The 24,996-nt window shown below is 66.7% G+C and carries 23 protein-coding genes and 2 tRNA genes; 10 read left to right on the top strand and 15 right to left on the bottom strand.

Annotated features, from left to right (window positions below):
* Positions 1-37 precede the first annotated feature (37 nt).
* Together LDL21_RS06490 and LDL21_RS06485 are read left to right on the top strand one after the other, a co-directional pair.
* Positions 38-2,206: an RNA degradosome polyphosphate kinase gene (locus LDL21_RS06490; RefSeq protein WP_181698444.1), complete on the top strand. Its 2,169-nt coding sequence runs from the start codon at positions 38-40 to the stop codon at positions 2,204-2,206.
* Between the two features lie 29 nt (positions 2,207-2,235).
* Positions 2,236-3,156, top strand: coding sequence for an NUDIX hydrolase (locus LDL21_RS06485; RefSeq protein WP_225279254.1), 921 nt, complete (start codon positions 2,236-2,238; stop codon positions 3,154-3,156).
* A 117-nt stretch (positions 3,157-3,273) separates the two neighbouring features.
* Here the strand turns inward: LDL21_RS06485 and LDL21_RS06480 are convergent, their stop codons facing one another.
* The 3 genes from LDL21_RS06480 to leuC all read right to left on the bottom strand — a co-directional run bounded on the left by LDL21_RS06480 (position 3,274) and on the right by leuC (position 6,156).
* On the bottom strand, positions 3,274-3,930 hold the full coding sequence (locus LDL21_RS06480; RefSeq protein ID WP_225279152.1) for an HU family DNA-binding protein: 657 nt from the start codon (positions 3,928-3,930) through the stop codon (positions 3,274-3,276).
* A gap of 156 nt (positions 3,931-4,086) precedes the next feature.
* Positions 4,087-4,695: a 3-isopropylmalate dehydratase small subunit gene (gene leuD / locus LDL21_RS06475; protein WP_067493338.1), complete on the bottom strand. Its 609-nt coding sequence runs from the start codon at positions 4,693-4,695 to the stop codon at positions 4,087-4,089.
* Between the two features lie 36 nt (positions 4,696-4,731).
* Positions 4,732-6,156 carry a 3-isopropylmalate dehydratase large subunit gene (gene leuC / locus LDL21_RS06470; protein ID WP_181698441.1) on the bottom strand — a complete coding sequence of 475 codons (1,425 nt, stop codon included), beginning with the start codon at positions 6,154-6,156 and terminating at the stop codon, positions 4,732-4,734.
* Positions 6,157-6,219: 63 nt separating this feature from the next.
* On the opposite strand from leuC, the gene LDL21_RS06465 reads away from it, so the two are divergent.
* Positions 6,220-6,921 (top strand): IclR family transcriptional regulator, encoded by a 702-nt coding sequence (locus LDL21_RS06465; protein WP_067493334.1) that lies wholly within the window; start codon positions 6,220-6,222, stop codon positions 6,919-6,921.
* Between the two features lie 42 nt (positions 6,922-6,963).
* Here LDL21_RS06465 and LDL21_RS06460 read toward each other — a convergent pair.
* The 4 genes from LDL21_RS06460 to LDL21_RS06445 form a co-directional block, all read right to left on the bottom strand.
* A tRNA-Glu gene (locus tag LDL21_RS06460) sits at positions 6,964-7,039 on the bottom strand.
* 28 nt (positions 7,040-7,067) lie between these two features.
* Positions 7,068-7,139: transfer RNA gene (locus tag LDL21_RS06455), tRNA-Gln, on the bottom strand.
* Positions 7,140-7,326: 187 nt separating this feature from the next.
* On the bottom strand, positions 7,327-8,802 hold the full coding sequence (gene gltX / locus LDL21_RS06450) for a glutamate--tRNA ligase (RefSeq protein WP_225279151.1): 1,476 nt from the start codon (positions 8,800-8,802) through the stop codon (positions 7,327-7,329).
* Between the two features lie 17 nt (positions 8,803-8,819).
* Complete coding sequence (locus tag LDL21_RS06445) at positions 8,820-9,593, bottom strand: fumarylacetoacetate hydrolase family protein (protein ID WP_225279150.1); 774 nt, start codon at positions 9,591-9,593, stop codon at positions 8,820-8,822.
* Between the two features lie 346 nt (positions 9,594-9,939).
* Here LDL21_RS06445 and LDL21_RS06440 point away from each other — a divergent pair, with 346 nt between their 5' ends.
* Positions 9,940-11,073 carry an MFS transporter gene (locus LDL21_RS06440; RefSeq protein ID WP_225279253.1) on the top strand — a complete coding sequence of 378 codons (1,134 nt, stop codon included), beginning with the start codon at positions 9,940-9,942 and terminating at the stop codon, positions 11,071-11,073.
* A gap of 83 nt (positions 11,074-11,156) precedes the next feature.
* On the opposite strand, the gene LDL21_RS06435 is transcribed toward LDL21_RS06440, so the two are convergent.
* Positions 11,157-11,516: an ArsR/SmtB family transcription factor gene (locus LDL21_RS06435; protein ID WP_181698439.1), complete on the bottom strand. Its 360-nt coding sequence runs from the start codon at positions 11,514-11,516 to the stop codon at positions 11,157-11,159.
* A gap of 92 nt (positions 11,517-11,608) precedes the next feature.
* Between LDL21_RS06435 and LDL21_RS06430 the strand changes: the two genes are divergently transcribed.
* Entirely contained in the window at positions 11,609-13,624 is a 2,016-nt protein-coding gene (locus tag LDL21_RS06430) for a heavy metal translocating P-type ATPase (RefSeq protein ID WP_372462142.1), read from the top strand.
* Positions 13,625-13,811: 187 nt separating this feature from the next.
* Here the strand turns inward: LDL21_RS06430 and LDL21_RS06425 are convergent, their stop codons facing one another.
* Both LDL21_RS06425 and serA read right to left on the bottom strand, forming a co-directional pair.
* The gene (locus LDL21_RS06425; protein WP_225279149.1) at positions 13,812-14,819 is read right to left on the bottom strand and encodes a 3-isopropylmalate dehydrogenase; all 1,008 of its coding nucleotides are present in this window, start codon (positions 14,817-14,819) and stop codon (positions 13,812-13,814) included.
* A 116-nt stretch (positions 14,820-14,935) separates the two neighbouring features.
* On the bottom strand, positions 14,936-16,534 hold the full coding sequence (serA, locus tag LDL21_RS06420; protein WP_181698437.1) for a phosphoglycerate dehydrogenase: 1,599 nt from the start codon (positions 16,532-16,534) through the stop codon (positions 14,936-14,938).
* Positions 16,535-16,667: 133 nt separating this feature from the next.
* Between serA and LDL21_RS06415 the strand changes: the two genes are divergently transcribed.
* Positions 16,668-17,471: a nucleotidyltransferase domain-containing protein gene (locus LDL21_RS06415; protein ID WP_225279148.1), complete on the top strand. Its 804-nt coding sequence runs from the start codon at positions 16,668-16,670 to the stop codon at positions 17,469-17,471.
* 58 nt (positions 17,472-17,529) lie between these two features.
* Here the strand turns inward: LDL21_RS06415 and LDL21_RS06410 are convergent, their stop codons facing one another.
* Positions 17,530-17,733 (bottom strand): cold-shock protein, encoded by a 204-nt coding sequence (locus LDL21_RS06410; RefSeq protein WP_014987157.1) that lies wholly within the window; start codon positions 17,731-17,733, stop codon positions 17,530-17,532.
* A gap of 398 nt (positions 17,734-18,131) precedes the next feature.
* Between LDL21_RS06410 and LDL21_RS06405 the strand changes: the two genes are divergently transcribed.
* Positions 18,132-18,914: an MHYT domain-containing protein gene (locus LDL21_RS06405; RefSeq protein WP_067636832.1), complete on the top strand. Its 783-nt coding sequence runs from the start codon at positions 18,132-18,134 to the stop codon at positions 18,912-18,914.
* Here LDL21_RS06405 and LDL21_RS06400 read toward each other — a convergent pair.
* Positions 18,911-19,117, bottom strand: a complete 207-nt coding sequence (locus LDL21_RS06400) for a cold-shock protein (RefSeq protein ID WP_067493316.1) — start codon at positions 19,115-19,117, stop codon at positions 18,911-18,913. The two genes, LDL21_RS06405 and LDL21_RS06400, sit on opposite strands and share 4 nt — an antisense overlap.
* Before the next feature lie 189 nt (positions 19,118-19,306).
* Between LDL21_RS06400 and LDL21_RS06395 the strand changes: the two genes are divergently transcribed.
* The 3 genes from LDL21_RS06395 to LDL21_RS06385 are packed head-to-tail and all read left to right on the top strand — an operon-like array spanning position 19,307 to position 21,983.
* On the top strand, positions 19,307-20,614 hold the full coding sequence (locus tag LDL21_RS06395; protein ID WP_225279147.1) for a hypothetical protein: 1,308 nt from the start codon (positions 19,307-19,309) through the stop codon (positions 20,612-20,614).
* 40 nt (positions 20,615-20,654) lie between these two features.
* Positions 20,655-21,293: a hypothetical protein gene (locus tag LDL21_RS06390; RefSeq protein ID WP_225279146.1), complete on the top strand. Its 639-nt coding sequence runs from the start codon at positions 20,655-20,657 to the stop codon at positions 21,291-21,293.
* Between the two features lie 42 nt (positions 21,294-21,335).
* Positions 21,336-21,983 (top strand): GNAT family N-acetyltransferase, encoded by a 648-nt coding sequence (locus LDL21_RS06385; protein ID WP_225279145.1) that lies wholly within the window; start codon positions 21,336-21,338, stop codon positions 21,981-21,983.
* A 190-nt stretch (positions 21,984-22,173) separates the two neighbouring features.
* Here the strand turns inward: LDL21_RS06385 and LDL21_RS06380 are convergent, their stop codons facing one another.
* The 3 genes from LDL21_RS06380 to drmB form a co-directional block, all read right to left on the bottom strand.
* Complete coding sequence (locus LDL21_RS06380) at positions 22,174-22,530, bottom strand: HepT-like ribonuclease domain-containing protein (protein WP_225279144.1); 357 nt, start codon at positions 22,528-22,530, stop codon at positions 22,174-22,176.
* Positions 22,527-23,054: a nucleotidyltransferase domain-containing protein gene (locus LDL21_RS06375; protein ID WP_225279143.1), complete on the bottom strand. Its 528-nt coding sequence runs from the start codon at positions 23,052-23,054 to the stop codon at positions 22,527-22,529. The genes LDL21_RS06380 and LDL21_RS06375 overlap by 4 nt, the downstream gene beginning before the upstream one ends.
* Positions 23,055-23,242: 188 nt before the next feature.
* Complete coding sequence (gene drmB, locus LDL21_RS06370; RefSeq protein WP_225279142.1) at positions 23,243-24,994, bottom strand: DrmB family protein; 1,752 nt, start codon at positions 24,992-24,994, stop codon at positions 23,243-23,245.
* Positions 24,995-24,996 lie beyond the last annotated feature (2 nt).

Here is a 24,996-nt window from a genome sequence, read left to right as displayed (position 1 = left end):
CCCGATGTCATGCTGCGGACCACGCGGTCCGTAGGGGATGATTGACAGCGTGAGCGACACGGAAACCATCAAGTCCCTGCCCCCGATTTCCCCGCCACCTGCGGCCGCCATCGCCTCGGGCGCCGACGGCAGTTCGCAGCGATTGCCACGCGATCGCTACCTCAACCGGGAACTGAGCTGGCTGGACTTCAATGCCCGCGTGCTCGCCCTCGCCGAGGATGCCTCCCTGCCGTTGCTGGAGCGCGCGAAGTTCCTCGCGATCTTCGCCTCCAACCTCGACGAGTTCTACATGGTCCGGGTCGCCGGGCTCAAACGCCGCGCCGAGACCGGGCTCTCGGTGCGTTCCGCCGACGGCCGCTCACCGTCCGAACAGCTCGAGATGATCACGGCTCGCGCACAGGAACTCGCCGAGCGGCACGCGAAGGTCTTCATCGATTCGGTGAACCCGGCGCTGGCAGGCGCGGGCATCGACATCATCGGCTGGTCGGGCCTCGACGAAGCCGAACGGCAACGTCTTTCGAACTATTTCACCGATCAGGTCTTCCCGGTCCTCACACCGCTGGCCGTCGACCCGGCCCACCCGTTCCCCTACATCTCCGGCCTGAGCCTCAATCTCGCCGTGACGGTGAAGGACGCGGGCACCGGCGGCGAGCACTTCGCCCGCGTGAAGGTGCCCGACAATGTCGACCGGTTCGTCCGCGTGCGCCGCACCGGCGCGCCGTCGGCCATCGCGGCCTTCCTGCCGATGGAAGAACTCATCGCCGCCCACCTCGATCTGCTGTTCCCCGGCCTGAACGTGGTGGAGACCCATTCGTTCCGGATCACCCGCAACGCCGATTTCGAGGTCGACGAGGACCGCGACGAGGACCTGCTGCAGGCGATGGAACGCGAACTGGCGCGTCGCCGGTTCGGCAAGCCGGTGCGGCTCGAGGTCTCCGACGACATGACCGAGCACATGCTGGAGTTGCTACTACGTGAGTTAGAGGTCGACCCCGCCGATGTGATCCAGGTGCCCGGCCTGCTCGACCTGTCGTGCCTGTGGCAGGTCTACGGCGTCGACCGGCCCGAACTCAAGGACGCGCCCTACGTACCGGCCACCCCCGCCGCGTTCGGTGAGCGCGAGACCCCGCGCAATGTCTTCAGCGCGCTGCGCGAGGGCGACGTACTGGTGCACCACCCCTACGACTCGTTCTCCACCAGCGTGCAGCGGTTCATCGAACAGGCCGCCGCCGATCCGCAGGTGCTGGCGATCAAGCAGACCCTGTACCGCACCTCCGGTGACTCCCCCATCATCAACGCCCTGATCGAGGCCGCCGAGGCGGGCAAGCAGGTGGTAGCCCTGGTGGAGATCAAGGCACGTTTCGACGAGCAGGCCAACATCAAATGGGCGCGGGCGCTGGAACAGGCGGGCGTGCACGTGGTCTACGGCCTCGTCGGCCTCAAGACCCACTGCAAGACGTGCCTGGTGGTGCGCCGTGAGGGATCGACCATCCGCCGCTACTGCCACATCGGCACCGGCAACTACAACCCCAAGACCGCGCGCCTGTACGAGGACGTCGGGTTGTTCACCGCGGCACCGGAGATCGGCGCCGACCTCACCGACCTGTTCAACTCGCTCACCGGGTACTCCCGCAAGGAGGACTACCGCAACCTGATGGTCGCCCCGCTCGGTGTCCGCGCAGGCATCATCGAACGGATCGACCGTGAGATCGAGCTGGCACGTGAGGGTTTCGACGCTCGTATCCGGCTCAAGGCCAACGCGATCGTCGACGAGCAGATCATCGACGCCCTCTACCGCGCCTCTCAGGCAGGCGTGCCGGTGCAGATCGTGGTGCGCGGCATCTGCGGCCTGCGCGCGGGCGTGCCGGGTCTCAGCGAGAACATCGAGGTGCGCTCGATCCTTGGCCGCTTCCTCGAGCACTCGCGGGTACTGCAGTTCCAGGCCCAGGAACAGACCTGGATCGGCAGCGCCGACATGATGCACCGCAATCTCGACCGCCGGGTGGAGGTGATGGTGCAGGTGAAGGATCCGCGTCTGACCGAGCAGCTCGGTGTGGTCTTCGATTCCGCGCTCGACCCCATGACGCGCTGCTGGGTGCTGCTGCCCGACGGCTCCTGGCAGGCGAGCCCCACCGACGCCGACGCCAACCAGGTGCGCGACCACCAGGAATTCCTCATGCGGTTGCGTCGTCCCGAACAGCCGTGAGCAAGCACGCACAGGAGAAGCCCGAACCGATGCGCGACCCGCGGGTCCGGCCCAATATCCATGCCGCAGGGGCGGTTCTGTGGCGTGCGGGCGCCACCGGACCGGAGATCGCGGTGATCCACCGGCCCAAGTACGGCGACTGGTCACTACCCAAGGGCAAGCTCGATCCCGGCGAGACACCGGTGGTCGCGGCAGTGCGTGAGGTCGGCGAGGAGACCGGCCTGCCGTGCACGCTCGGGCGTTATCTCGGCCGGGTCACCTACCCGATCCCGGGGCATCGCCAGCTCAAGCGGGTGGACTACTGGGCCGCCGAGGCGGCCGAGGGCGAGTTCACCGAGAACTCCGAAGTCGACCAGCTGCGCTGGATTCCGCTCGACGACGTGATGGACGAACTGTCGTACCCGATGGACCGCCAGATCGTGCGCGTCTTCGCCCGTCACCCACCGAAAACGGCCACCGTGCTGCTCGTCCGCCACGCCAAGGCGGGCAAGCGCTCCGAGTTCGACGGTCCGGACGACCAACGCCCGCTCGAGGCCGCCGGACGACTGCAGGCCGCGGCTCTCGTCCCGAATCTGCTGGCGTTCGGAGCATCCCGGATCTATTCGGCCGATCCCCTGCGCTGTATCCAAACCGTTACCCCGTTGGCGGAGCATCTGAACGCCGAAATCAATTGCGAGCCAATGTTTTCCGAGCAAGGTTACGATTCAGCGAAAGATGCGGCGCGGCAACGATTTCTGTCGTTGGTAACAGATCGGGGTGTACCGGTGGTCTGCAGTCAGGGCGGCGTGATTCCCGATCTGACACAGTGGCTGGCGCAGCGCGACGGACTCACCCTGCCGCCCGCTCGTAATCGCAAGGGCAGCGTCTGGGCTTTGTCGTTCATCGGGGACCGATTAGTCGCGGCGAACCATATGGATCGTGCGTTGTCTACGGGAATCGTCACCGGCTGAACAAAAGTTACCCCGCACAGCCGAAACGGCCCCGGAATTCCGGGGCCGTTCTCGGTCCAGTGGTGGGTGATGCGGCTTTACGTGCACATTCCCCGACCTGATCCCGCTGCGGCAGGATCAACGAGCACGACGGGTGGCTGTCTTCTTCGCAGCAGTCTTCTTAGCGGGAGCCTTCTTAGCAGCGGTGGTCTTCTTGGCCGCCGTGGCCTTGGTACCGGTGGTCTTGGCGGCGGTGGCCTTGGTGGCAGTCTTCTTGGCCGGAGCCTTCTTTGCCGCCGTGGTCTTCTTGGCGGCGGTGGCCTTGGCCGCCGTCGTCTTCTTGGCGGCGGGAGCCTTGGTCGCGGCCTTGCGGGCCGTGGTCTTGGCCGGACCCTTCGACGGCGTGGCCTTCTTGGCCGCGGTCTTCTTCGCCGCGGTCTTCTTGGCTGCCGCCTTCTTCGCCGCCACGGGCGCATTCACGCCACGCTTCACGGCAGGGCCGGACGCGGCCAGCTTCTGCTTACCCGCGATCACCGCTTTGAACTGAGCGCCCGGCCGGAAGGCAGGCACCGAAGTCGCCTTCACCTTCACGGTTTCACCGGTACGCGGGTTACGGGCAACCCTGGGAGCACGCTTGCGCTGTTCGAACACACCGAATCCGGTGATGGTGACGCTTTGACCTTTGTGCACGGCACGGACGATGGTGTCGACCACGTTCTCGACAGCCGCAGTAGCCGTGCGCCTGTCCGTACCCAACTTTTCGGTCAGAACGTCGATCAGTTCCGCCTTGTTCATTGAATCCTCCGCAGACTAATGGCCCGTCGTCGGACCGACTAGGTACCACGGTAAACCCAGTTTGAGCAAGAGTCTATGTGCCACGCCAAAATTCATGTGGTTTAGCACACGTCCAGCTACCGCTCCCAGGGAAGCGCCCCTAAGCGCCCCAGCCGATTACGCCGGTGAAATAGGCTCCGGCAGCGTCACGGGTTTCCATGACGGCCTTCCCTTTTCGAACTCGGTGATCGCGTCGCCTTGCCGCAGCGTGAGGCCGATGTCGTCCAAACCCTCCAGCAGACGCCAGCGGGTGTAGTCGTCAATATCGAACGGCAACACGATGGTTCCCGCCGTGACGGTGCGCGCCGACAGGTCGACAACCAATTCGAGGCCGGGTTGTTCCTCGATGAGCTTCCAGAGCATTTCGACATCGTTCTGTGACATCTGCGCGGCCAGCAGACCACCCTTGCCCGCATTCCCACGGAAGATGTCGGCGAAACGCGAGGAGATCACCACTCGAAAGCCGTAGTCCGACAGCGCCCACACCGCGTGCTCACGCGAGGAACCGGTGCCGAAATCCGGCCCGGCCACCAGAACGCTGCCGCTGCGGTACGGCTCGGTGTTGAGAATGAAGTCCGGATCGGTACGCCAACCGGCGAACAGACCGTCCTCGAAACCGGTACGAGTCACGCGCTTCAGGTAAACGGCGGGGATGATCTGATCGGTGTCGACATTGGACCGGCGCAGCGGTACCCCGATGCCTTTGTGAACAGTGAAGGCTTCCATAACGATTCTCCTTCGATCGTGGTGGTTCGGGGCCGCTCAGGCCAGATCGGCGGGCGACGACAGGGTGCCGCGCACCGCCGTGGCGGCGGCGACCAGCGGCGAGACCAGGTGGGTACGCCCGCCCTTGCCCTGTCGGCCTTCGAAATTGCGGTTGGAGGTGGAGGCGCAGCGCTGACCCGGTTCCAGCTGATCCGGATTCATCCCGAGGCACATCGAACAGCCCGCCTGGCGCCATTCCGCGCCGGCCGCGGTGAAAATCTCGCCGAGTCCTTCTTTTTCCGCCTGGGCGCGCACCCGCATCGAGCCGGGTACAACCAGCATTCGCACACCGTCGGCCACACGGCGGCCCTTCAAAACATCGGCGACGGCACGCAGATCCTCGATGCGGCCATTGGTGCAGGAACCGACGAAAACGGTATCCACGCTCACCTCACGCAGCGGCATTCCCGGCGTCAGGTCCATGTAGCGCAAGGCCTTCTCGGCGGACTCGCGCTCGGACTCGTCGGCGATCTGGGCCGGGTCGGGCACGTTCGCGCCGAGCGGCAGGCCCTGACCGGGGTTGGTGCCCCAGGTGACGAACGGGGTCAGCGTGCCGGCGTCGATGTGCACCTCGGCATCGAAAACCGCGTCCTCGTCGGTCTTCAGCGCCTCCCAGGCGGCCACGGCGGCGTCCCAGTCGGCGCCCTGCGGTGCGTGCGGACGGCCCTTCAGGAATTCGTAGGTCACCTCGTCGGGGGCGATCATGCCCGCGCGGGCGCCCGCCTCGATCGACATGTTGCAGATCGTCATCCGCGCTTCCATCGACAGTTTGCGAATGGCCTCGCCGCGATATTCGAGCACATACCCTTGGCCGCCACCGGTGCCGATTTCGGCGATCACGGCCAGGATCAGGTCCTTGCTCGTGACGCCGGGCGCCAATTCGCCGTCGACGGTGATGGCCATCGTCTTGAACGGGCGAAGCGACAGCGTCTGGGTGGCCAGCACGTGCTCCACCTCGCTGGTGCCGATGCCCATGGCCAGCGCGCCGAACGCGCCGTGGGTCGAGGTGTGGCTGTCGCCGCACACCACGGTCATCCCCGGCTGGGTCAGCCCGAGCTGCGGACCGACCACGTGCACGATGCCCTGTTCGGCATCGCCCATGGGGTGCAGGCGCACACCGAACTCGGCGCAGTTGCGGCGCAGCGTCTCCACCTGGATGCGCGAGATCGGGTCGGCGATCGGCTTGTCGATGTCGGCCGTTGGGACGTTGTGGTCCTCGGTGGCGATGGTGAGGTCGGGCCGGCGGACCGGCCGTCCGGCCGCGCGGAGCCCGTCGAAGGCCTGCGGGCTGGTCACCTCGTGCACGAGGTGCAGATCGATGTAGATCAGGTCGGGTTCGCGGGAAGTGCCGTCACCGTTGCCGGGGACGACGACGTGCTGTTCCCACACCTTCTCGGCCAGTGTGCGGGCGCGCTCGGCCATTGCTTGATCACCTTTCGACGGGCATACTTGGTATCTCAACATATGAGAAGTTAGTATCGTTCTATGAGACAGCATAGCGGTATCGGTGTTCTCGACAAAGCCGTGGCGGTGCTCTACGCCGTCGCCGACGAGCCATGCGGTCTCAACGACCTGTGCACCCGAACCGGCCTGCCACGTGCCACCGCGCACCGGCTGGCGGTCGGGCTGGAGACGCATCGGCTGCTGGCACGCGACGCCAACGGCCTGTGGCGGCCGGGGCCCGCGCTCAGTGAGTTGTCGGCGGGGGCCGCCGATCCGCTGGTCGAGGCGGCGGGAGCCATTCTGCCCCGGCTGCGCGAGATCACCGGTGAGAGCGTCCAGCTGTACTGCCGCGACGGCAATGCGCGCGTGTGCGTGGCCGCGCTCGAGCCGCCCGTCGGCCTGCGCGACACGGTGCCCGTCGGCTCGCGGCTACCGCTCACCGCGGGCTCGGCGGCGAAGGTGTTGCTGGCGTGGGCCGACCCGGAGCTACAGCGCACCGTCCTGGCCGACGCCGTGTTCGGCGAGCGGGCGCTGGCCGAGGTCCGCAGGCGGGGGTGGGCGCAGAGCGCGGCAGAACGCGCACAGGGCGTGGCGAGCGTCTCGGCCCCGGTGCGTGACGCCTCGGGCGTACTGGTGGCGGCGGTGTCGGTATCGGGCCCGATCGACCGGATGGGCCGCAGGCCGGGCGCGCGCTGGGCGGCCGATCTGGTGGCGGCGGCGGAGGCGCTGCACAAACGGTTGTGAAATGAAGAAGGCCCCCGGTCGGATTCGACCGGGGGCCTTTCTTGGTAGCCCCGACGGGATTCGAACCCGCGCTACCGCCTTGAGAGGGCGGCGTCCTAGGCCGCTAGACGACGGGGCCAGGACGATTTCACCGAAGTGAAACCTTGCTGGGGTACCAGGACTCGAACCTAGAATGGCTGAACCAGAATCAGCTGTGTTGCCAATTACACCATACCCCAAGGATGGAAACGCTCGGCCCTGCGCTCACCGAGTGGTTGTCGGTGTTGCGAGGCCGTGTTCCGCGGCGATGAGAAGATTACCAAACAGCAGGGGGTAAACTACAAATCGCCTGGTCAGCGGCCACTTTTCGAGCGATTTCCGGCCGCCGGGCGGGTGCGGCGCGTGCCGCACCCGCCTGCCGTACGGCTACTGCGCGGTGGGCTGCCAACCGCGTGCGGCACGCAAGCGGTCGAGCGAGACCTCGCGGCCGAGCAATTCCATCGATTCGTAGAGCGGTGGGCTGATGTGCGAGCCCGTCACCGCGACCCGCACGGGCGCGAAGGCCTTGCGTGGCTTGAGGCCCAGATCGTCGATCAGCGCCTTCTTCAGGGCCTCTTCCAGGGCCGGTGTGGTCCATTCGGCCAGCGGCTCCACCGCGGCGATGGCGGCGTCGAGCACCTGGTCGGCCTCGGCACCGAGGTTCTTCGTGCCCGCGGCCTGGTCGATCGCGAACTCCCCCGGTGCCACGAAAAGGAACTTCAGCAGGTCCCAGGCGTCGCCGAGCACGACGATCCGGGTCTGCACGAGTTCGGCGGCGGCCAGGAACGTCTTCTCGTCGATTTCGGCACCGATATGCCCCTGCGCGGTCAGGAACTCACGCAAACGGTGGCCGAAATCACCGGGCTCGAGCAGACGAATCTGTTCGGCATTGATCGCGTCGGCCTTCTTCTGATCGAAACGAGCCGGATTCGAATTCACGGTGGAAATGTCGAAAGCGGCGACCATTTCCTGCATGGAGAACACGTCGCGGTCCTCGGCGATACTCCAGCCGAGCAGTGCGAGGTAATTCAGCAAACCCTCGGGAACGAATCCCCGATCGCGGTGCAGGAACAGATTCGATTCCGGGTCGCGCTTGGACAGCTTCTTGTTGCCCTGGCCCATCACGAACGGCAGGTGACCGAACTCCGGCGTGAAGTCGGCAACACCGATACGCTGCAGCGCGGCATACAGCGCGAGCTGACGCGGGGTCGACGAGAGCAGGTCTTCACCGCGCAATACATGGGTGATCTTCATGAGCGCGTCGTCGACCGGATTCACCAGTGTGTACAGCGGATCACCATTTCCACGGGTGAGCGCGAAATCGGGAACAGTGCCCGCTTTGAAGGTGGTTTCGCCACGAACAAGATCATTCCAGCCGAGATCGGAGTCGGGCATGCGCAAACGCACCACCGCCGGCCTGCCTTCGGCTTTGTAGGCGGCGATCTGCTCGGGCGTCAGATCGCGATCGAAATTGTCGTAGCCGAGTTTCGGATCACGCCCGGCGGCGCGATGGCGGGCCTCGACCTCCTCGGGTGTGGAGAAGGCCTCATAGGCCTCGCCGGCCTCGAGCAGCTTGCGCACGACGTCGAGATGCTGGTCGCGGCGCAGCGACTGCCGGTACGGCTCGTACGGGCCGCCGACCTCCGGACCCTCGTCCCAGGTGAGCCCGAGCCAGCGCAGCGCGTCGAGCAGCGCGCGGTAGGAATCCTCGGAATCGCGTGCGGCATCGGTGTCTTCGATCCGGAACACGAAGCTGCCGCCGTGATGGCGGGCGAACGCCCAGTTGAACAGCGCCGTGCGGATCAGGCCGACGTGCGGCGTGCCGGTCGGCGACGGGCAGAAACGGACCCGTACTTGTGTCATGACTCTCTTCTCCGCTATCAGCGCTTGGTGGCAACAGGATTGGTGAGGGTGCCGATGCCCTCGACGGTCACCGACACGTTCTGCCCGGCCGCCAGCGGGCCGACGCCTTCCGGTGTGCCGGTGAGGATCACGTCGCCGGGCAGCAGCGTCATCACCGAGCTGATGCATTCGATGATCTTCGGGATGTCGTGCAGGAACAGCGACGTGCGGCTGCGCTGGCGGACTTCGCCGTCCAGCTCGGTGGTGATCTCCAGATCGCTTGGGTCGATGGCGGTTTCGATCCACGGGCCGAGCGGGCAGAACGTGTCGTAGCCCTTGGCCCTCGTCCACTGCCCGTCGTGGCGCTGCTGGTCGCGCGCGGTGACGTCGTTGGCCACGGTGTAGCCGAGGATCACATCGGCGGCCTTGGCGGCGGGCACGTCCTTGCAGGGGCGGCCGATCACCACGGCCAGCTCGCCCTCGAAGTCGACCTGAGAGGAGCTGGGCGGCAGGATGATCGGGGCGTTCGGCCCGACGATCGAGGTGTTCGGCTTGATGAAGATCACCGGATCCTTCGGCGCCTCACCACCCATTTCGGCCGCGTGGGCGGCGTAGTTCTTGCCGATGCAGATCACCTTGCTGGCCAGGATCGGCGCCAGCAGGCGGATGTCGGCCAGCGGCCAGCTCCGCCCGGTGAACGTCGGCGTGCCGAACGGGTGTTCGGCGATCTCCTTGGCGACGGCGTCGCTTCCGTCGCCTTCGATGCTGACGAACGCGACTCCATCGGGACTGGCAACTCGACCTAAGCGCATGCCCGGGAGTCTATCGAGGCGGGCCCACCTGCCCGAACGCGCCCGTGATCGCCTCGCGCGGCCGAACCGGTAGGGCGAGCGAAGTCACATTCGTGTGATTTCGAACCTGCTGCCCGCGTTCGTGATTCGCATTACGCACAGTCGCCGCCGGATGTGATCCGTCAGACACCGACGCCAGGCACCGGAACCCGGGGTCACCGGTGTAGCGTGATCTTCGATGTTCACAAGATGAGACATCGATCTCAAATAATGAGATGCAATCGTGCAATTCGGCGAGGCGAGTATCGTGACGAAGGCGCGGCCGACGGCCGGGGTATCCCAGATCAGCAACGGCAGACGCTGGTCGATGCTCGCTCTCGGTGTGCTCGCGCAGACGTCGAGTGCCACCTTCGTGCACGGCACCCCCTTCCTGTTGCCCGCGCTCACCGATCGCGGTGATTCGCTGGCCGCCGCGGGCGCGCTGGTCGCCCTGCCGACCGTCGGCCTGGTGTGCACGCTGATCGCGTGGGGTTATGTCGTCGACCGCATCGGTGAGCGGATCGTGCTGGTCGCGGGTACCACACTGATGTTCGCCGCCGGCGTCGGCGCCGCCCTGGTCGAGGATCCGATCGCCTTCGGCGTGCTGCTGTTCCTCGGCGGTGTCGGCGCGGCCAGTTCCAACGGTGCGAGCGGGCGGGTGATCGTCGGCTGGTTCCCGCCGGACCGGCGCGGGCTGGCCATGGGCATTCGCCAGACCGCCCAGCCCCTCGGTGTCGGCGTGGGCGCGCTGACCATCCCGTGGGTCGCCGACCGGTACGGCATCGCCGCCGCCCTGCTGGTGCCCGCGCTGCTGGCCGCTGCGGGCGCGATCGGTTGCCTGGCAGGCATTGTCGATCCGCCCCGGCCGCCCACGAAAGCTGCCGACCGGACCAACCCCTACCGTGGCGACTCCACGCTGTGGCGCATTCACGCGGTGTCCATCCTGCTGGTCTTCCCTCAGGCCACCCTGTGGACGTTCGGGCTGATGTGGTTGCACCGCGATCTGGGCTGGTCGCCGGTGGCGGCGGGCGTACTGATGACGGTCACCCAATTGCTGGGCGCCGCTGGACGAATCGGCGCGGGCGCGTGGTCGGATCGGGCCGGCAACCGGCTCGGGCCGCTGCGTCAGGTCGCCGTCGCCGCGGTGTTGTCGATGGTCGCACTTGCGGTCGCCGCGGGGACGGGCTGGGGGTGGATCGCCGTGCCACTGATGGTCGCGGCGTCGGTGATCTCGGTGTCGGACAACGGATTGGCGTTCACCGCGGTCGCCGAGATCGCGGGACCGTTCTGGAGCGGACGTGGTCTCGGCATTCAGAACACAGGCCAGAACCTCGTATTGGCCGCCATCCCACCGGCATTCGGCGCGCTGATCACGGTGAGCGGGTATCCGACGGCGTTCGCGTTCGCGGCCGTCATGGCGATGGCGGCGGTGCCATTGGTACCGAGGGGCACCGGAAGGTAGTCACCCGCAACAGCTCCGGCGCGGATCGGCGCCTGTGACCCGCGGCCCGCGCCGGACTGGAGGCTCGGCGCTCGGTCTCCGGATCAGGCGGTGCCGGAGCGGTCGGACAGGCCGAGGCGCAGGTGTTCGCTGTGGTAGACGGCTTCGTCGAGCAGTTGGGCGACGTGGTTGTCGTGCAGGCTGTAGACGATGCTGCGGCCCGCGCGGGTGCCGACGACGAGGCCGAGGTTGCGCAGCAGGCGCAACTGGTGGGAGACGGCCGACTGTTCCATTCCCACCGCCTCGGCCAGTTCGGTCACCGGGCGCGGGCCCTGCCGTAGTTCGGACAGGATCAGCAGCCTGCTCGGGGTGGCGAGGGCCTGCAGGGTGGTCGCGACGTGCGCGGCCGTATCGGCGTCCAGCCGGGTGGTCGGCCGGTCGCGGCCCTCCACACCGTGTCCCATGGCAGGAGTCTAACCGACCCGTTGAAATGAAGACCTCTTCATATGTTCTGTTATTCTCGGGTTGTTCTGTTCCCGTCTCACGGAGGTTTCCCGTGGCCATGCCCACCGCCGTCGCGGCACGCACCGGCGCCGCCGCTCCCCCGCGTGCGCGACGGACCCGGCTGTTCGAGATCGCCGAAATCCGCTGGGCGGCCGCCTCTCTCGTGCTGTTCCTGGTCGGTCTGGCCGCGCAGCTGTCCGGGGCGCCGTCGTGGTCGTGGTGGGCGCTGTATCTGGCGTGTGCCGTCACGGGCGGTTGGGAGCCCGCGCTCGGCGGGTTGCAGGCATTGTGGGAGAAGACTCTCGATGTCGATCTGCTGATGGTTGTCGCGGCGATCGGCGCCATGTCGATCGGACAGGTGACCGACGGTGCGCTGCTGATCGTCATCTTCGCGACCTCCGGCGCGATGGAGGCGCTGGCCACCGCGCGGACCGAGGACTCCGTGCGCGGACTGCTCGACCTCACCCCCGATGCCGCCGTCGTCCTGCGCGACGGCGACGAACAGACGGTGGACGCAACAGATCTCGTCATCGGTGACGTGGTATTGGTCCGCCCGGGCGACCGCATCGCAGCGGACGGGACCGTGGTCGGTGGGGCGAGCGAGGTCGACCAGGCCACCATCACGGGCGAACCGCTGCCCGTCGACCGGACCGTCGGTGACGAGGTTTTCGCGGGCACCCTCAACGGCACCGGCACGCTGCGGATCCGGGTGGACCGGCGGGCGAGTGACTGGGTGGTCGCGCGGATCGCCGGCCTGGTCGACGAGGCCGTGCGCACCAAGGCGGGCACCCAGCTGTTCATCGAGAAGATCGAGCAGCGCTATTCGATCGGCATGGTGGCCGCCACCATCGCCGTGTTCGTCGTGCCACTGCTGTGGGGTGAGGCGGTTCGCGAATCCCTCTTGCGTGCCATGACTTTCATGATCGTCGCCTCCCCCTGCGCCGTGGTGCTCGCGACCATGCCGCCGCTGTTGGCCGCGATCGCCACGGCGGGTCGCCACGGTGTGCTGGTGAAGTCCGCCGCGGTGATGGAACAGCTCGGGACCACCACCCGGGTGGCGTTCGACAAGACCGGCACGCTCACCCGCGGCACCCCCGAGGTGGCCGAGATCCACGTGCTGCCCGGCACGGCTTTCACCGAGGATGCGGTCCTGCGGTTGGCCGCGGCGACCGAGCACGGCAGCGAACATCCACTGGCCGAGGCCATCGTGCGCGCGGCTCGTCAGCGTGATCTTCCGCTGCCCGAAGCCGAGGACTTCACGGCCGAACCGGGACGTGGTGTTTTCGCCACTGTCGAGGGGCGTGCGGTCCGAATCGGTTCACCCACAGCGCTACTCGGTGCGAAGGCGTCGCAGGGGGAGGCAACTTCTCAGAGCGATTCGGACCACGCTCGTGATTCGTCCGCCCGTCTCGGTGACGCGGTCGCCGACCAGCAGTCGCGCGGCCGAACCGCTGTGGTCGTCGTCTGTGACGGCGCGCCCGTCGCCGTGCTCGGCATCACCGACCGTGACCGCCAGGAATCGGCCGCCACTGTCGCCGACCTCACCCGGATGACCGGCACCCCACCGGTTCTGCTCACCGGTGACAGTCACATCACCACGAGCCGCCTGGCCGACCGCGTCGGAATCACCGACCTGCGAACAGATCTCCTCCCCGAGGACAAGGTAACCGCCATCCGCGCCCTGCAGTCCGAGGGTGAGCGCATCACCATGGTCGGCGACGGCATCAACGACGCCCCCGCCCTCGCCACCGCCCACGTCGGAATCGCCATGGGCGGCACCGCGTCCGACCTCACCCTGCAAACAGCCGATGCCGTCGTGGTCCGCGACGACCTCACCACCATCCCCACCGTCATCGCCCTGTCCCGCCGAGCCCGCCGCCTGGTGATCGCCAACCTGACCATCGCCGCCACCTTCATCGCGGTCCTGGTCACCTGGGACCTCCTGGGCCACCTCCCCCTCCCCCTCGGCGTGGCAGGCCACGAAGGCTCGACAATCATCGTCGCCCTCAACGGCCTCCGCCTCCTGAGCTCCTCAGCCTGGCGCCGCGCCCAGTCGGGTCGCTCGTAGCGTCGACGATCAGCGAGATTCCACCGCCGCCTACCGCCCTCATGGTCAACGCGCCGCCGTAGCCGTCCGCGCGATCGCAGGTGCGACCAGGAAGGTCCCGCGGTCGAGAGCACCATCGTCCGAGCGACGAGTACAGAGAAAGGCCCGCCCCAGGAGTGCCGGGGCGGGCCTTTCGTGGGTGGTGACCTCAGACGGTGGCGGCGATGCGGTCGCCGATCTCCACGGTGGAGGCGGTGCCCGTGCGGGCGGCCAGATCCTTGGCGACGGCGGATTCGATGCGGGCGGCGCCTTCGGTGTTGCCCAGGTGGTTGAGCAGCAGGGCCACCGAGAGGATCGCGGCGGTCGGGTCGGCCTTGGACTGGCCCGCGATGTCGGGGGCGCTGCCGTGGACCGGTTCGAACATCGACGGGTTCGCACCCGAGGCGTCGATATTGCCCGAGGCGGCCAGACCGATGCCACCGCTCACGGCGGCGGCGAGGTCGGTGATGATGTCGCCGAACAGGTTGTCGGTGACGATCACATCGAAGCGACCCGGATCGTTCACCATGTGGATGGTCGCGGCGTCGATGTGCTGGTAAGCCGTTGCCACATCGGGGAATTCGGCGCCGACCTCGTCGACGGTGCGCTGCCACAGCGACCCGGCGAAGGTGAGCACGTTGTTCTTGTGCACCAGGGTGAGGTGCTTGCGGCGGGCCTGCGCGGCGGCGAAGGCGTAGCGCACCACGCGCTCGATGCCGAAGCGGGTGTTGTTGGAGACCTCGGTCGCCACCTCGTGCGGGGTGCCGACGCGGATCGCGCCACCGGTACCGGTGTACGGGCCTTCGGTGCCCTCACGCACGACAACGAAGTCGATGTCCGGGTTGCCGCTGAGGGGGCTGGTGACACCCGGGTACAGCTTCGAGGGACGCAGATTCACGTGATGGTCCAGCGCGAACCGGGTCTTCAGCAGCAGCCCACGCTCGAGCACACCGCTGGGCACCGACGGGTCACCGATCGCGCCGAGCAGGATCGCGTCGTGCTGCTTCAGCTCCGGCAGCACCGACTCCGGCAGGATCTCGCCGGTGCGGTGGTAGCGGGCGGCACCCAGGTCGTATTCGGTCTTCTCGACACCGGGCGACACCACGTCGAGCACCTTGAGCGCCTCGGCGATGACCTCGGGACCGATGCCGTCACCGGCGATGACTGCGAGTTTCATGAACAAGCTCCGTTTCGAAGCCGGGGCGGTTCGCCACCGGGATACGAGTGCGCGCCGCCACCGTGGGGTGACGGCGCGCAGCTGCCGATGTCCCGGCGGTGCCGGGACGTCACAACTCAGGCCAGGTCTACCAGCACGACCTTGGACGCACCGACGGCTTCGCCGATCGCGGTCTGCACCTCGGCGGGCACCTCGCGGTTGACGCGCAGCACGACGGTTGCGCCTTCGGCATCCACGTCCTGGCTCAGCTGAGCGGCCAGGATATCGATCTCGGCCTCACCGAGCAGGGTGCCGATCTTGCCGAGCGCGCCCGGCTTGTCGCCGTAGTTCAGCACGGCCAGGTTCAGGCCCTCGGCGCGCATGTCGTAGTTGCGGCCGTTGATGTTGACGATCTTCTCCACCTGGGCGGGCTCGGTGAGCGACCCGGCCACGTTCAGGGTGGAGCCGTCGCCGAACACGGCGCGCAGGTCGACCATGCTGCGGTGGTTGGGGCTCTCGGTGGCGGTGGTGACGGTGGCGGTGATGCCACGCTCCTTGGCCAGCGACGGCGCGTTGACGAAGGTGACCTGGTCCTCGACCAGCGCCGAGAACACACCGCGCAGCGCCGACAGCTCGAGCACGGCCACGTCCTGGGCGGCCAGCTCGCCGCGCACCTGCACCTCGATGCTGACGGGCAGCTCGCTGGCGATGGCGCCGAGCAGCGCGCCCTGCTTGCGGACGACGTCGAGCCAGGGGGCGACCTCGTCGTTCACGGCACCACCGGTGACGTTCACGGCGCCGGGCACGAACTCACCGGCAAGCGCGAGCAGCACCGACTTGGCGACATCGGTGCCCGCGCGGTCCTGCGCCTCCGAGGTGGACGCACCGAGGTGCGGGGTCACGACGACCTGCGGCAGGTCGAACAGCGGCGAGTCGGTGCACGGCTCGGTCTCGAACACGTCGAGGCCCGCGGCACGCACGTGACCCTTGGTGATGGCGTCGGCCAGCGCCTGCTCGTCGATCAGCCCACCGCGCGCGGCGTTGACGATGACGACGCCCGGCTTGGTCAGCGCGAGACGCTCGGCGTTGAGCAGGCCCTTGGTCTCGGGGGTCTTGGGCAGGTGCACCGAGATGAAGTCGGCGCGCTGGAGCACCTCGTCGAGCGAGAGCAGCTCGATACCGAGCTGCGCGGCCTTGGCCGGCGACACGTAGGGGTCGTAGGCGACGATCTTGGTCTCGAACGCGGCCAGGCGGGCGGCGAACAGCTGACCGATGCGGCCGAGGCCGATCACGCCGACGGTCTTGCCGAAGATCTCGACACCGTTGAACTTGCTGCGCTGCCAGGTCTTCTCACGCAGCGTCGCGTCCGCCGCCGGGATCTGGCGGGCGGCGGCGAGCAGCAGGGTGACCGCGTGCTCGGCGGCGGTGTGGATGTTGGAGGTGGGCGCGTTCACGACCATCACGCCACGCTCGGTGGCGGCGGGCACATCGACGTTGTCGAGGCCGACGCCGGCACGGGCGACGATCTGGAGCTTCTTGCCCGCGTCGAGCACCTCGGCGTCGACGGTGGTGGCGGAACGCACGAGCAGCGCGTCGGCCTCGGGGACCGCGGCGAGCAGCGCCGGGCGGTCGGGGCCGTCGACCCAGCGAACCTCGACACCGTCACCGAGCGCGTCGACGGTCGACTGGGCGAGCTTGTCGGCGATCAGAACTACAGGACGGCCTGCTTGGCTCACTGTGGGGTACTCCTGGGGAAGAAAGGGGTCGGCAGTTACCGCGGCCCAGAATAGTCGCCGGGGTTCGGGTCCCCTTACCCCCCTGCCCGAAAACCGGGTGAACCCTGGGAGCCGTGCCCCTTAACATCACCGCATGTCGCTGCGCACCGTCCCCGAGTCGATGGATCCGGCCGTGGTGGCCGCCGTCGACGCCGAGCTCGACCGGGTCGCTGCCGAGCACGGTGTGCGCATCCGCCTGGCCATCGAAAGCGGCAGCCGCGCTTGGGGTTTCCCCTCGCCCGATTCCGATTACGACTGCCGTTTCGTCTATGTCGCGGGCCTGGAGACGTATCTGTCGCCGTGGCGTACCCGCGATGTGATCGAGACGCCGCCGGCCGGCCTGCTCGATGTGAACGGCTGGGATCTGGCCAAGGCGCTGCGTCTATTGGTGCAGGGCAACGCGGTGCTCGTGGAGTGGTTGATGTCACCCATCGTGTACCGCGGCGACGAGGATTTCCGCGCCCGGCTGCGTGAAGTCGCAGTTCAGGTGGCCGATCGCGACCGCATTGCCCGTCACTATCTGCATCTGGGTGCCCGCCAGTGGGGGCTCTACGCGCGCAACGGCGGGCTGAAGAAGGTGTTCTACTCGCTGCGCCCGGCGATGGCGCTGCGCTGGTTGCGCGAGCATCCCGGCGCGGCGGTGGCGCCCATGCACCTGCCGACATTGATGGCCCAGTGCGACCTGCCCGCCGATCTGGTCGCGGCCATCACCGAACTCACCGACCTGAAGTCGCGCACCCGCGAGATGGGGGCCGGTGCACCGCCTGCCCTGATCCCGGCCTTCATCGACGACGAGTTCGCCAGGGCCGCAACAGAGTTCACCGCACGCATGCCCCGCGACCTCAGCACGGCGCGGGCGGTGACCGACGAATTCTTCCGCGCGGAGGCCCTGAAATAGCAGAAACTCCGCACCATCCGGTGCGGAGCTTCACGTTCGTACGCTGGTTCGCGCAGAATCAGAGGACGCGGACGTCCTGAGCCTGGGGGCCCTTCTGACCCTGGCCGATCTCGAACTCCACACGCTGACCCTCATCGAGGGAGCGGAAGCCCGAGCCACTGACAGCCGAGTAATGCACGAAGACGTCGGGGCCTCCGCCGTCTTGCGCGATGAAGCCGAAGCCCTTCTCGCTGTTGAACCACTTCACAATGCCCTGAGCCATTTCAAAAACTTTCCTGTAGACGAGCCAGGTCCTAATAGTCCGGTCCCGGTCTCACTGTTCAACAATGCCACGGTTTCGGAAATTCCTCCACACCTCCACCGGGGCGCTGTGAGCAAGCCAACCCTCGTAGCTGCCAGTTGGTGCTGTCACATAGTCGGCGAGGTGGATGCTGCGTGGATGCCGATGCGGTTGCCGCAGGGATGCGGTGAATTGTCCGGAACACGAACCGAACCGACTGGCACGCATCACCATCGATAACCCTATTGCGCGGTGACCGACCACCGTCAGCGACCCTATACATTTTCGATAAAACCAGTACGGCAAATTCCCTACCAGCGTATTTTCCGTTTCGTGAGGGTGCACACATCCCGGACGAGAAAACGCGCAAGGAGCTGAGCGTGCTGAACATCAACCATTTCACTTACGGCTGGCTGACCCCGTTGCTCGCCTATCTCATGTCGGTCCTCGGCTCGATGCTGGCACTGCGTTGCATGGTTCGCTCGCGCGCCTCCGGCATCCACGGCGGATGGCTCACCGCGGCCGCCATCGCACTCGGCGGAACCGGCATCTGGGTTATGCACTTCATCGCCATGCTCGGTTTCTCCGTGCAGGGCGCGACCATCCGCTACAACGTGCCGATCACGCTGTTCAGCGCCGCTGTCGCCATGGCCGTGGTGTGGCTCGGCTTGTCGATCGTCGTGCGCCGCAGCTGGGACACCGCCGCGCTTCCGGTGGGCGGCGCGATCACCGGTCTCGGCGTGGCAGCCATGCACTACGCCGGGATGTACGCGATGAAAACCGACATCGAGATCGTCTACGAGCCGACCGTCGTGGTCGCCTCACTGGTGATCGCCGTGGTCGCCGCCACCGCCGCCCTCTGGTTCGCCCTGCACATCCACGGTTTCCTCGCCACCATCGGCGCGGCCCTGCTGATGGGCGTCGCCGTCACGGGCATGCACTACACCGGCATGTTCTCCATGAGCGCCCACACCAGCGCGCACGTCGCCCATGCCACGGGCGCCACCGCGTCACAGCTGCTCACACCGCTGATCGTGGCGATCAGCATGGTCACCATGATCCTGCTCATGCAGGTCGGCATCACCGAGGCCGAGGATCCGAACCTGACCCGCCCGATCCACGGGCAACGCGCCAGCCGTTTCTGGCCGAGCGGCCAGAACTAATCGACGACACGCACCCGCTGCGCCTCGGGACCGCGCCGCGTCTCGTGCACCGCGAATTCCACGCGCTGACCGGCCCGCAGTGTCCGGAATCCTTCGCCGACGAGTTCGGTGTACTCCACGAACACCTCCGGCCCGCCCGCGTCCGGGGTGATGAAACCGAACCCCTTGCCGCCGTCGAACCAGCTCACCACGCCGCCGGTCATCCACCGACCTTCCTAATCATTTGCCTGACATGCCGATTCGTTCATGGTCGCATGCCGTCGAGCGCGACACGAAAGCACACGGACCGGTCGACGCACCCGAGCTGGATAAACTCCAGCCAGGCTCGTCCGCGAGAACGGAGATCCGGTGTCTCACCATCCTGCGCGACCCCCACTCCGACACGGCTGCTCATGATCCGCGTCGCGGCGAGGCCCGCCGCCGAGGCACTCACGGTCGTCGTCGCCACCTCTGTGGCGGTGCTCGCGATCATGATGCCGATCAGCTTCGCCGATCTGGGCGAATCCGCCCACGACGATCTGCTGGTGTTCAACATCCCGCGCGCGATGACCGGCGGCGCGTTCATCGCGGTCATCACCGCTGCGGTCACCGTGGCGGTGGGCAGTGTGCGCACCGCCCGCTGGACCGCACTGCTCGCGCTCGCCGGGATTCTGCTGAGCCACCTACTCGCCGCGGGCGACAGCAGCGACGGCCGTCTCGACAGCGGTGTGTCCCTGGCGACCCTGAACTTCGTCGATGCGCTGCTGGCCGGGATGGCGCTCGGCGCCACCGCGGTGGCGGTGTGGAACGAGCCGAGGCTGCGCATCGCGTACCTGTTCGCCGCGATCGGCGCCACGGTCCTCGGTGACCTCACCCAGACACCGACCGACGACACCACCGGCGGTTTCGACGGGGCGCTCGCGGGCTCCCTGCCGCTGTGGTTCATCGGGGGCAGCGTGCTCGCGCTCGCGTATTTCGCGGTCACCAGCGCCACGCCCGCCCCGGCACACACCGATTCCGCGATCCCGCTCGCGCCGGTGCTCGCCGCCGTTTTCGTCTACTCGGCGATCATCTTCACCTCGCTGAACGTGTCGCACCACAAGACCAGCCTGCGGCACGTGGTGATCGCCTCGATCATCGTGCTCGCCGCCACCGCGGCCGCCGCTTTCGTGCTGCCCGAGCGCGACGGCGTGCTCACGGTGTTGATGTCGTCGTTCTCGGTGGCGGGCAGCCTGGTCATCACCCTGCCCCGCAACGGCTGGGTGGATCTGGGCACCCTCGTCGCCATCGCCATCGGTCTCGGCCTCGGCATGCACCGCCCACGCCCCCTCGCCGCCGCCCTCTGGATCGTGGCGCTGGCCGGCCTCACCCTCGCCGCCGACATAACCGCACCCCCGGCGACCCTCACCGCCGCCGTGGGCTGCCTCGCGCTCGGCGCCATCTGCGGTTACGGCGTGGGCAGCGCGGTTCCGGTCAACTCCTCGTCGGCGGTCGTCGGCTTCTGCGTACTGTTCGTCCCATCCCTCGGAGTCGCACTGAGCGACACCGAATTCGGCCACCTCGCCTACTCCTCGGCCTGGTACCGCACCGCCGAGGTGGACCGTGGACCCGTGCCCGGCACCGTCGCGGTGATCATCGCGCTCGTGTGCACGGCCATCGTCGCCCTGATCCTGCGCCGGCGTCAGCCCTCCTTGCCGGATTCGGGCCCCCAGTCCCTCTAGTCAGGGCCTGCCGCAACAGCTTTCGGGGTATACCCAGTTCATGAGTTTCCCGGTGTCCTTCGGGCTCCCCCAGATCGGCCTGCTCGTCCTGCTCGCGGTAGGCCTCGTCCTGCTCGTCGCGGCAGCTCTGCCAACCACCCGCCGCCGCGGCCTCAAATCCGTTCTGGGCCGCGCGATCCCCGGAACCGCCCTCCTCCTCGCCGCCACCCTGCTCCTCTGGATCGCCACCCTCCTCCAGACCTACCTGGGCCTCACCGGCGAGATCAAAGCCGCCCACGTGATCGCGAAAACCGTCGGAGACCAATCGCTGGAACTCGACGTCACCACCTTCGACACCGACGGCACCGTCACCGACCGCACCACCCACCGCATCGAAGGCGACCTGTGGGTGATGCAAGCGGCCATCGTGGAACTGGAACCCTGGGTCAACGCCCTCGGCTTCCACTCCGGCTACACCCTCACCCGCCTCTACGGCCAGCGCCTCGACGGCCGACCCACCACCCAATCCCACATCTTCCTCAACGGCTCCGACCGCGACTTCTTCGAAGACATGCGCGAAAACCGCTGGTACACCTCCCCCTTCATCCGCTCCGCCTACGGAAATGCCGTCATCGCCTCCCCCGGTGAATACGACGTCTGCATCTCCCGAGACGCCATCAAGATCTGCCCACCTCGCTGAAACCTCCGAGTCCGCAGGGTCTTTCGTGCGTACATTGGATCAGTGGAGATCCGCAGATACACCGAGGCCGACCGTCCCGAACTGACGGCCCTGGCCTCTCACGTCGGCGAGGGCTCCCCCACGGCCAGCCTCTGGGGCCACCCCGAATCCGAGAAAGCCGTGTACCTGACCCCCTACATGGACCTCACCCCCGACTCCCTCTTCCTCGCAGTGGACGACGGCCGCCTGGTCGGCTACCTCACCGGCTGCGTCGACAGCACCACCTTTCCGACCGAAGAAGCCCGCCTCGAATCCGCAATCCGAGACCACCGCTTGATCTTCCGCCGCAAGCCCGCCACCTTCTTCGCCCGCGCCCTCACCGACACCGCCATCGCCAAACTCCGCCACCAACCCCTCGCCACCGAACTCACCGACCCCCGCTGGCCCTCTCACCTCCACATCAACGTCAGCCCAGCCGCCCGCGGAACAGGCGCCGCCGACGCACTGATGCACCAATTCTTAGACCATCTGACCGCGAGCAACTCCCCCGGCTGCTACTTACAAACCCTCGTCGAAAACCCCCGCGCCGTCCGCTTTTTCGAGCGTCAGGGTTTCACTGCCCACGGAGACCCAGCAGCGGTTCCCGGCCTGCGCTACCAGGGATCACGAGTCCGACAGCTCACCATGGTCCGCTCGATGACATCCACCTGATCACCGTCGACGAAATCCCTCGACCACCGATCACCGTCGGTGCGCATAGTCAGCGCCGCGGTGGTTCGACTGCGCCCGAAAGCGTTGGCACACATACTCGTTCAACTGGAGATACGTCTGCGGAAGATCGTCACCGCAACGTCGCAGAGCCGTGGTCGCGGTGCTCCGAGAGGGTCAAGCGGCCGTAGATCTACTCCGCTAACCGCGCTCGGGCTGCTTCGAACTCCGTCCTCAAGGAGTTGTGCAGCTCCGCTGCGTGCACGTCGACAACAACCCAAACAATGTCGTCATCAACTAGCCAATAGCTGTGCGCGATCCTATTGCGCATGCCCTTTATGAGGCGCCATGGAACATTCGGATGATCTGCAAGCCACTCCTCGCCCAGCCGCTCGAGGTCCGCCGCAAGCCGAATAACGCTGTATTGGCAGGCACGAACCACCGCGATATCCGCGTCGAATGCGGCGCGTCCTCGTGCCGCAAGCTCGGCGGTCTCGTTCAGTGTGGCTTCGACATACAGCAGTCGCTCGTCGATCCGATCGTCGCTCATGCTGCGAAGGCGAGCCGCTTCGGACTCCGATCGACGCCCCGACGAAGCAGCTCGTTCGATTCGAGATCGGCCGTCGTCACGACGTCGACCGGACAACCGAGGAGTTCCGCGAGTTCGGAATCCAGGTCGAGGATGTCGAGCACCGATGCACCTGGCGCCAATTCCACCAGCAGATCCAGGTCCGAGTCCGGCCGGTCTTCACCTCGGGCAACCGAACCGAACAGCCACACGTTGGTCACCGGATAGCGCGCCAGGACAGCTTCGAACTCGAGCCGACTCTCGTCGAGGAGCACGCTAGGGCGTACAACGTTCACCAACGCAGTCCCCAACCTGAACCCGGCCGCCCCCAACAACTGCTCAACCATCGCAAATGAAGGCTGCCGCCGCCCCGCCTCCACCGTGGCCACCGTCGACTGGGCAACCCCCGCCCGCGTAGCCAACTCGCGCTGAGATAGCCGCCTACGACGTCGAGCCTCTCGAACCAGACTCCCCGCCGTCGAATGCACGCTCTCCGCTGCTGCCATGCCTCCATGATAGCGAATTCGCTATCATGGAGGCATGGCTGGACTGTTCGGCATCGGCGCGCCTTCGCAGAGGAACAGCCCCGCTTCTCGGTCCGCAGGAGTCCAATGGCCTCATTCGCCCGGCGCGACCCTGCCTTACTCCCCAGATCGAGGGTGTGCGCTATTCGAAGGCTTTGCGCGCAGTGGGCTCACGCTAACCGGTTGGTCAGGAATCCGCGGTTTGGATCTGTGGCTGTGCCTACGAGCGTCGCCCTGTCGAGGTAGCCGTTCATGAGTTCGCATGAGACCTCGGGAACCAGGAGGCACGAATGGCATGCCGCAAGGTTTCTCGCTCCGGCGCCGGTAGCTAGCGATTCCAGACAGACAGGGTCTGCTGCGCACCATTGGCAACGTTCGGTCGCGGCTTCAATGACAGCCAGCATGTTATCGACCGTCCCCCGCGCACACAGGCCACCTAGACTGCCGGCTGAGTCGGCCGTCGCCGTGTAGAGCAAGATTCCCGCTTGGCCTGGCTCGGTGTACAGGCGCTCACGAATTGACGACGCAGGGTAGCCGGTGTCGATCGCGAGCTCATTGAGTACCGCGTGCGAGAGCGAATGGATCAGCAGCTCGCGAGACGACACCGGTTGGACAGCGCCCGCCCACTCGGGAGCAGCGGCTTGAAGCGACTGGTTCAACAGCGCCGCTCGGCGGTCGGCAAATCGCGACTGCTCCCATTCCACGACGGCCCTCTCATCGAGGCGGAGGAAGATCCCTTCCCCGAGCACTTCGATGGCGGGTAGCCATCCGACCCGTTCGGTTGAGAGCTTCGCGCGTGGCGACTTCGATTCTCTGGTCGACACGCTGACTCTGGAGAAGCCTTGAAGTGCTCGGACCTCGCGCAACTTCGACACCTTCGAGACGATGCCGACTATCTTTCCTGCGGCGGTGTCGGATTCAACGGCGTGAGGCTCACATACGAAGGTCTCGAAACCGTCTTCCTCTGGGTGCTCGCGTCCCAGTGCCCGGTACTCGTCGCGCCGAAGCTGTAGAAATGCTTCGCGGCCGTTGGGTTCGTCCTCTGACTGTCGACGAACGGCCTCTTTCAATTCGTCGAGGTCGATGCCGTTTGTTCGAGCGAGTATCTCCAGCACCGCTTCGAGGTCGGCACCGGTCAACTTCTCGAGGGCAGAGCGGCTCCGTTCGAGCAATTCCTCGGCTGGGCTGACATCGTGATCAAGAGTGAGCGCAGATCGGACGTCGGCGAACCACACATTGGACGCGCCGCGTTGGAGACCGACGAGCGATTCCGAGCATGCATCATCGTCGCGCCCCAGCCAGGGGGACGATCCGCTGCAGTGCTTGGTGAGCGATCCACGACCTAGCGCTCCTTCGAGAGTCCGCGACGCCCCACACGTACACGTCACTGTCATGCCGGCGAGGGTCGAGTTCCGGGAGTCCGTTCGCAGCGAGAGCGAATGGTTCTCGGTGGATGCTCGCAATGCTCCGCGATGGGCCCAGGAATCGTAGGGGAAGTCCTCGATGTGGCCGTTGATACAGCACGCCACAAATCGGGACGGGACAAGCCGCGGTGTGATGCAGTGACGACACTTGTTCAGGTAGTCGCCCTTGCCATCCTTGTCGGCGATACGCCAGAAGCGGTCCAGGCGGGAGCATTTCGGGCAGTGCACCCATTCGGGAAATCGGACCATCGGCACCATACCCATACCCCCGGGCGGCGCAAAGAGGCTGGTGGCGCCCAATGAGCGGCTAAGCCGTGGCTCGTGAATTCGATCGGACTCCTTGGGACTCCACAGATCGAGTCCCGCGATCATGAAGCTCTCGGACTCCACCGGAAGAACGGAACCAACTCCGAAAGTGGTGATCAGCTGCGACCTCCGGACAGTCGTTTTGGCCGGTGGAGGGTTGCCACCCTTGAGTTTATTGGTTACTGGCGGCACCG

It is taken from the genome of Nocardia rosealba (assembly GCF_020216065.1).
In the GTDB taxonomy this organism is placed as follows: Bacteria; Actinomycetota; Actinomycetes; order Mycobacteriales; family Mycobacteriaceae; genus Nocardia; species Nocardia rosealba.
Note: the sequence above shows the minus strand (reverse complement) of the source record. Positions and strands in the feature narration are given on the sequence as shown.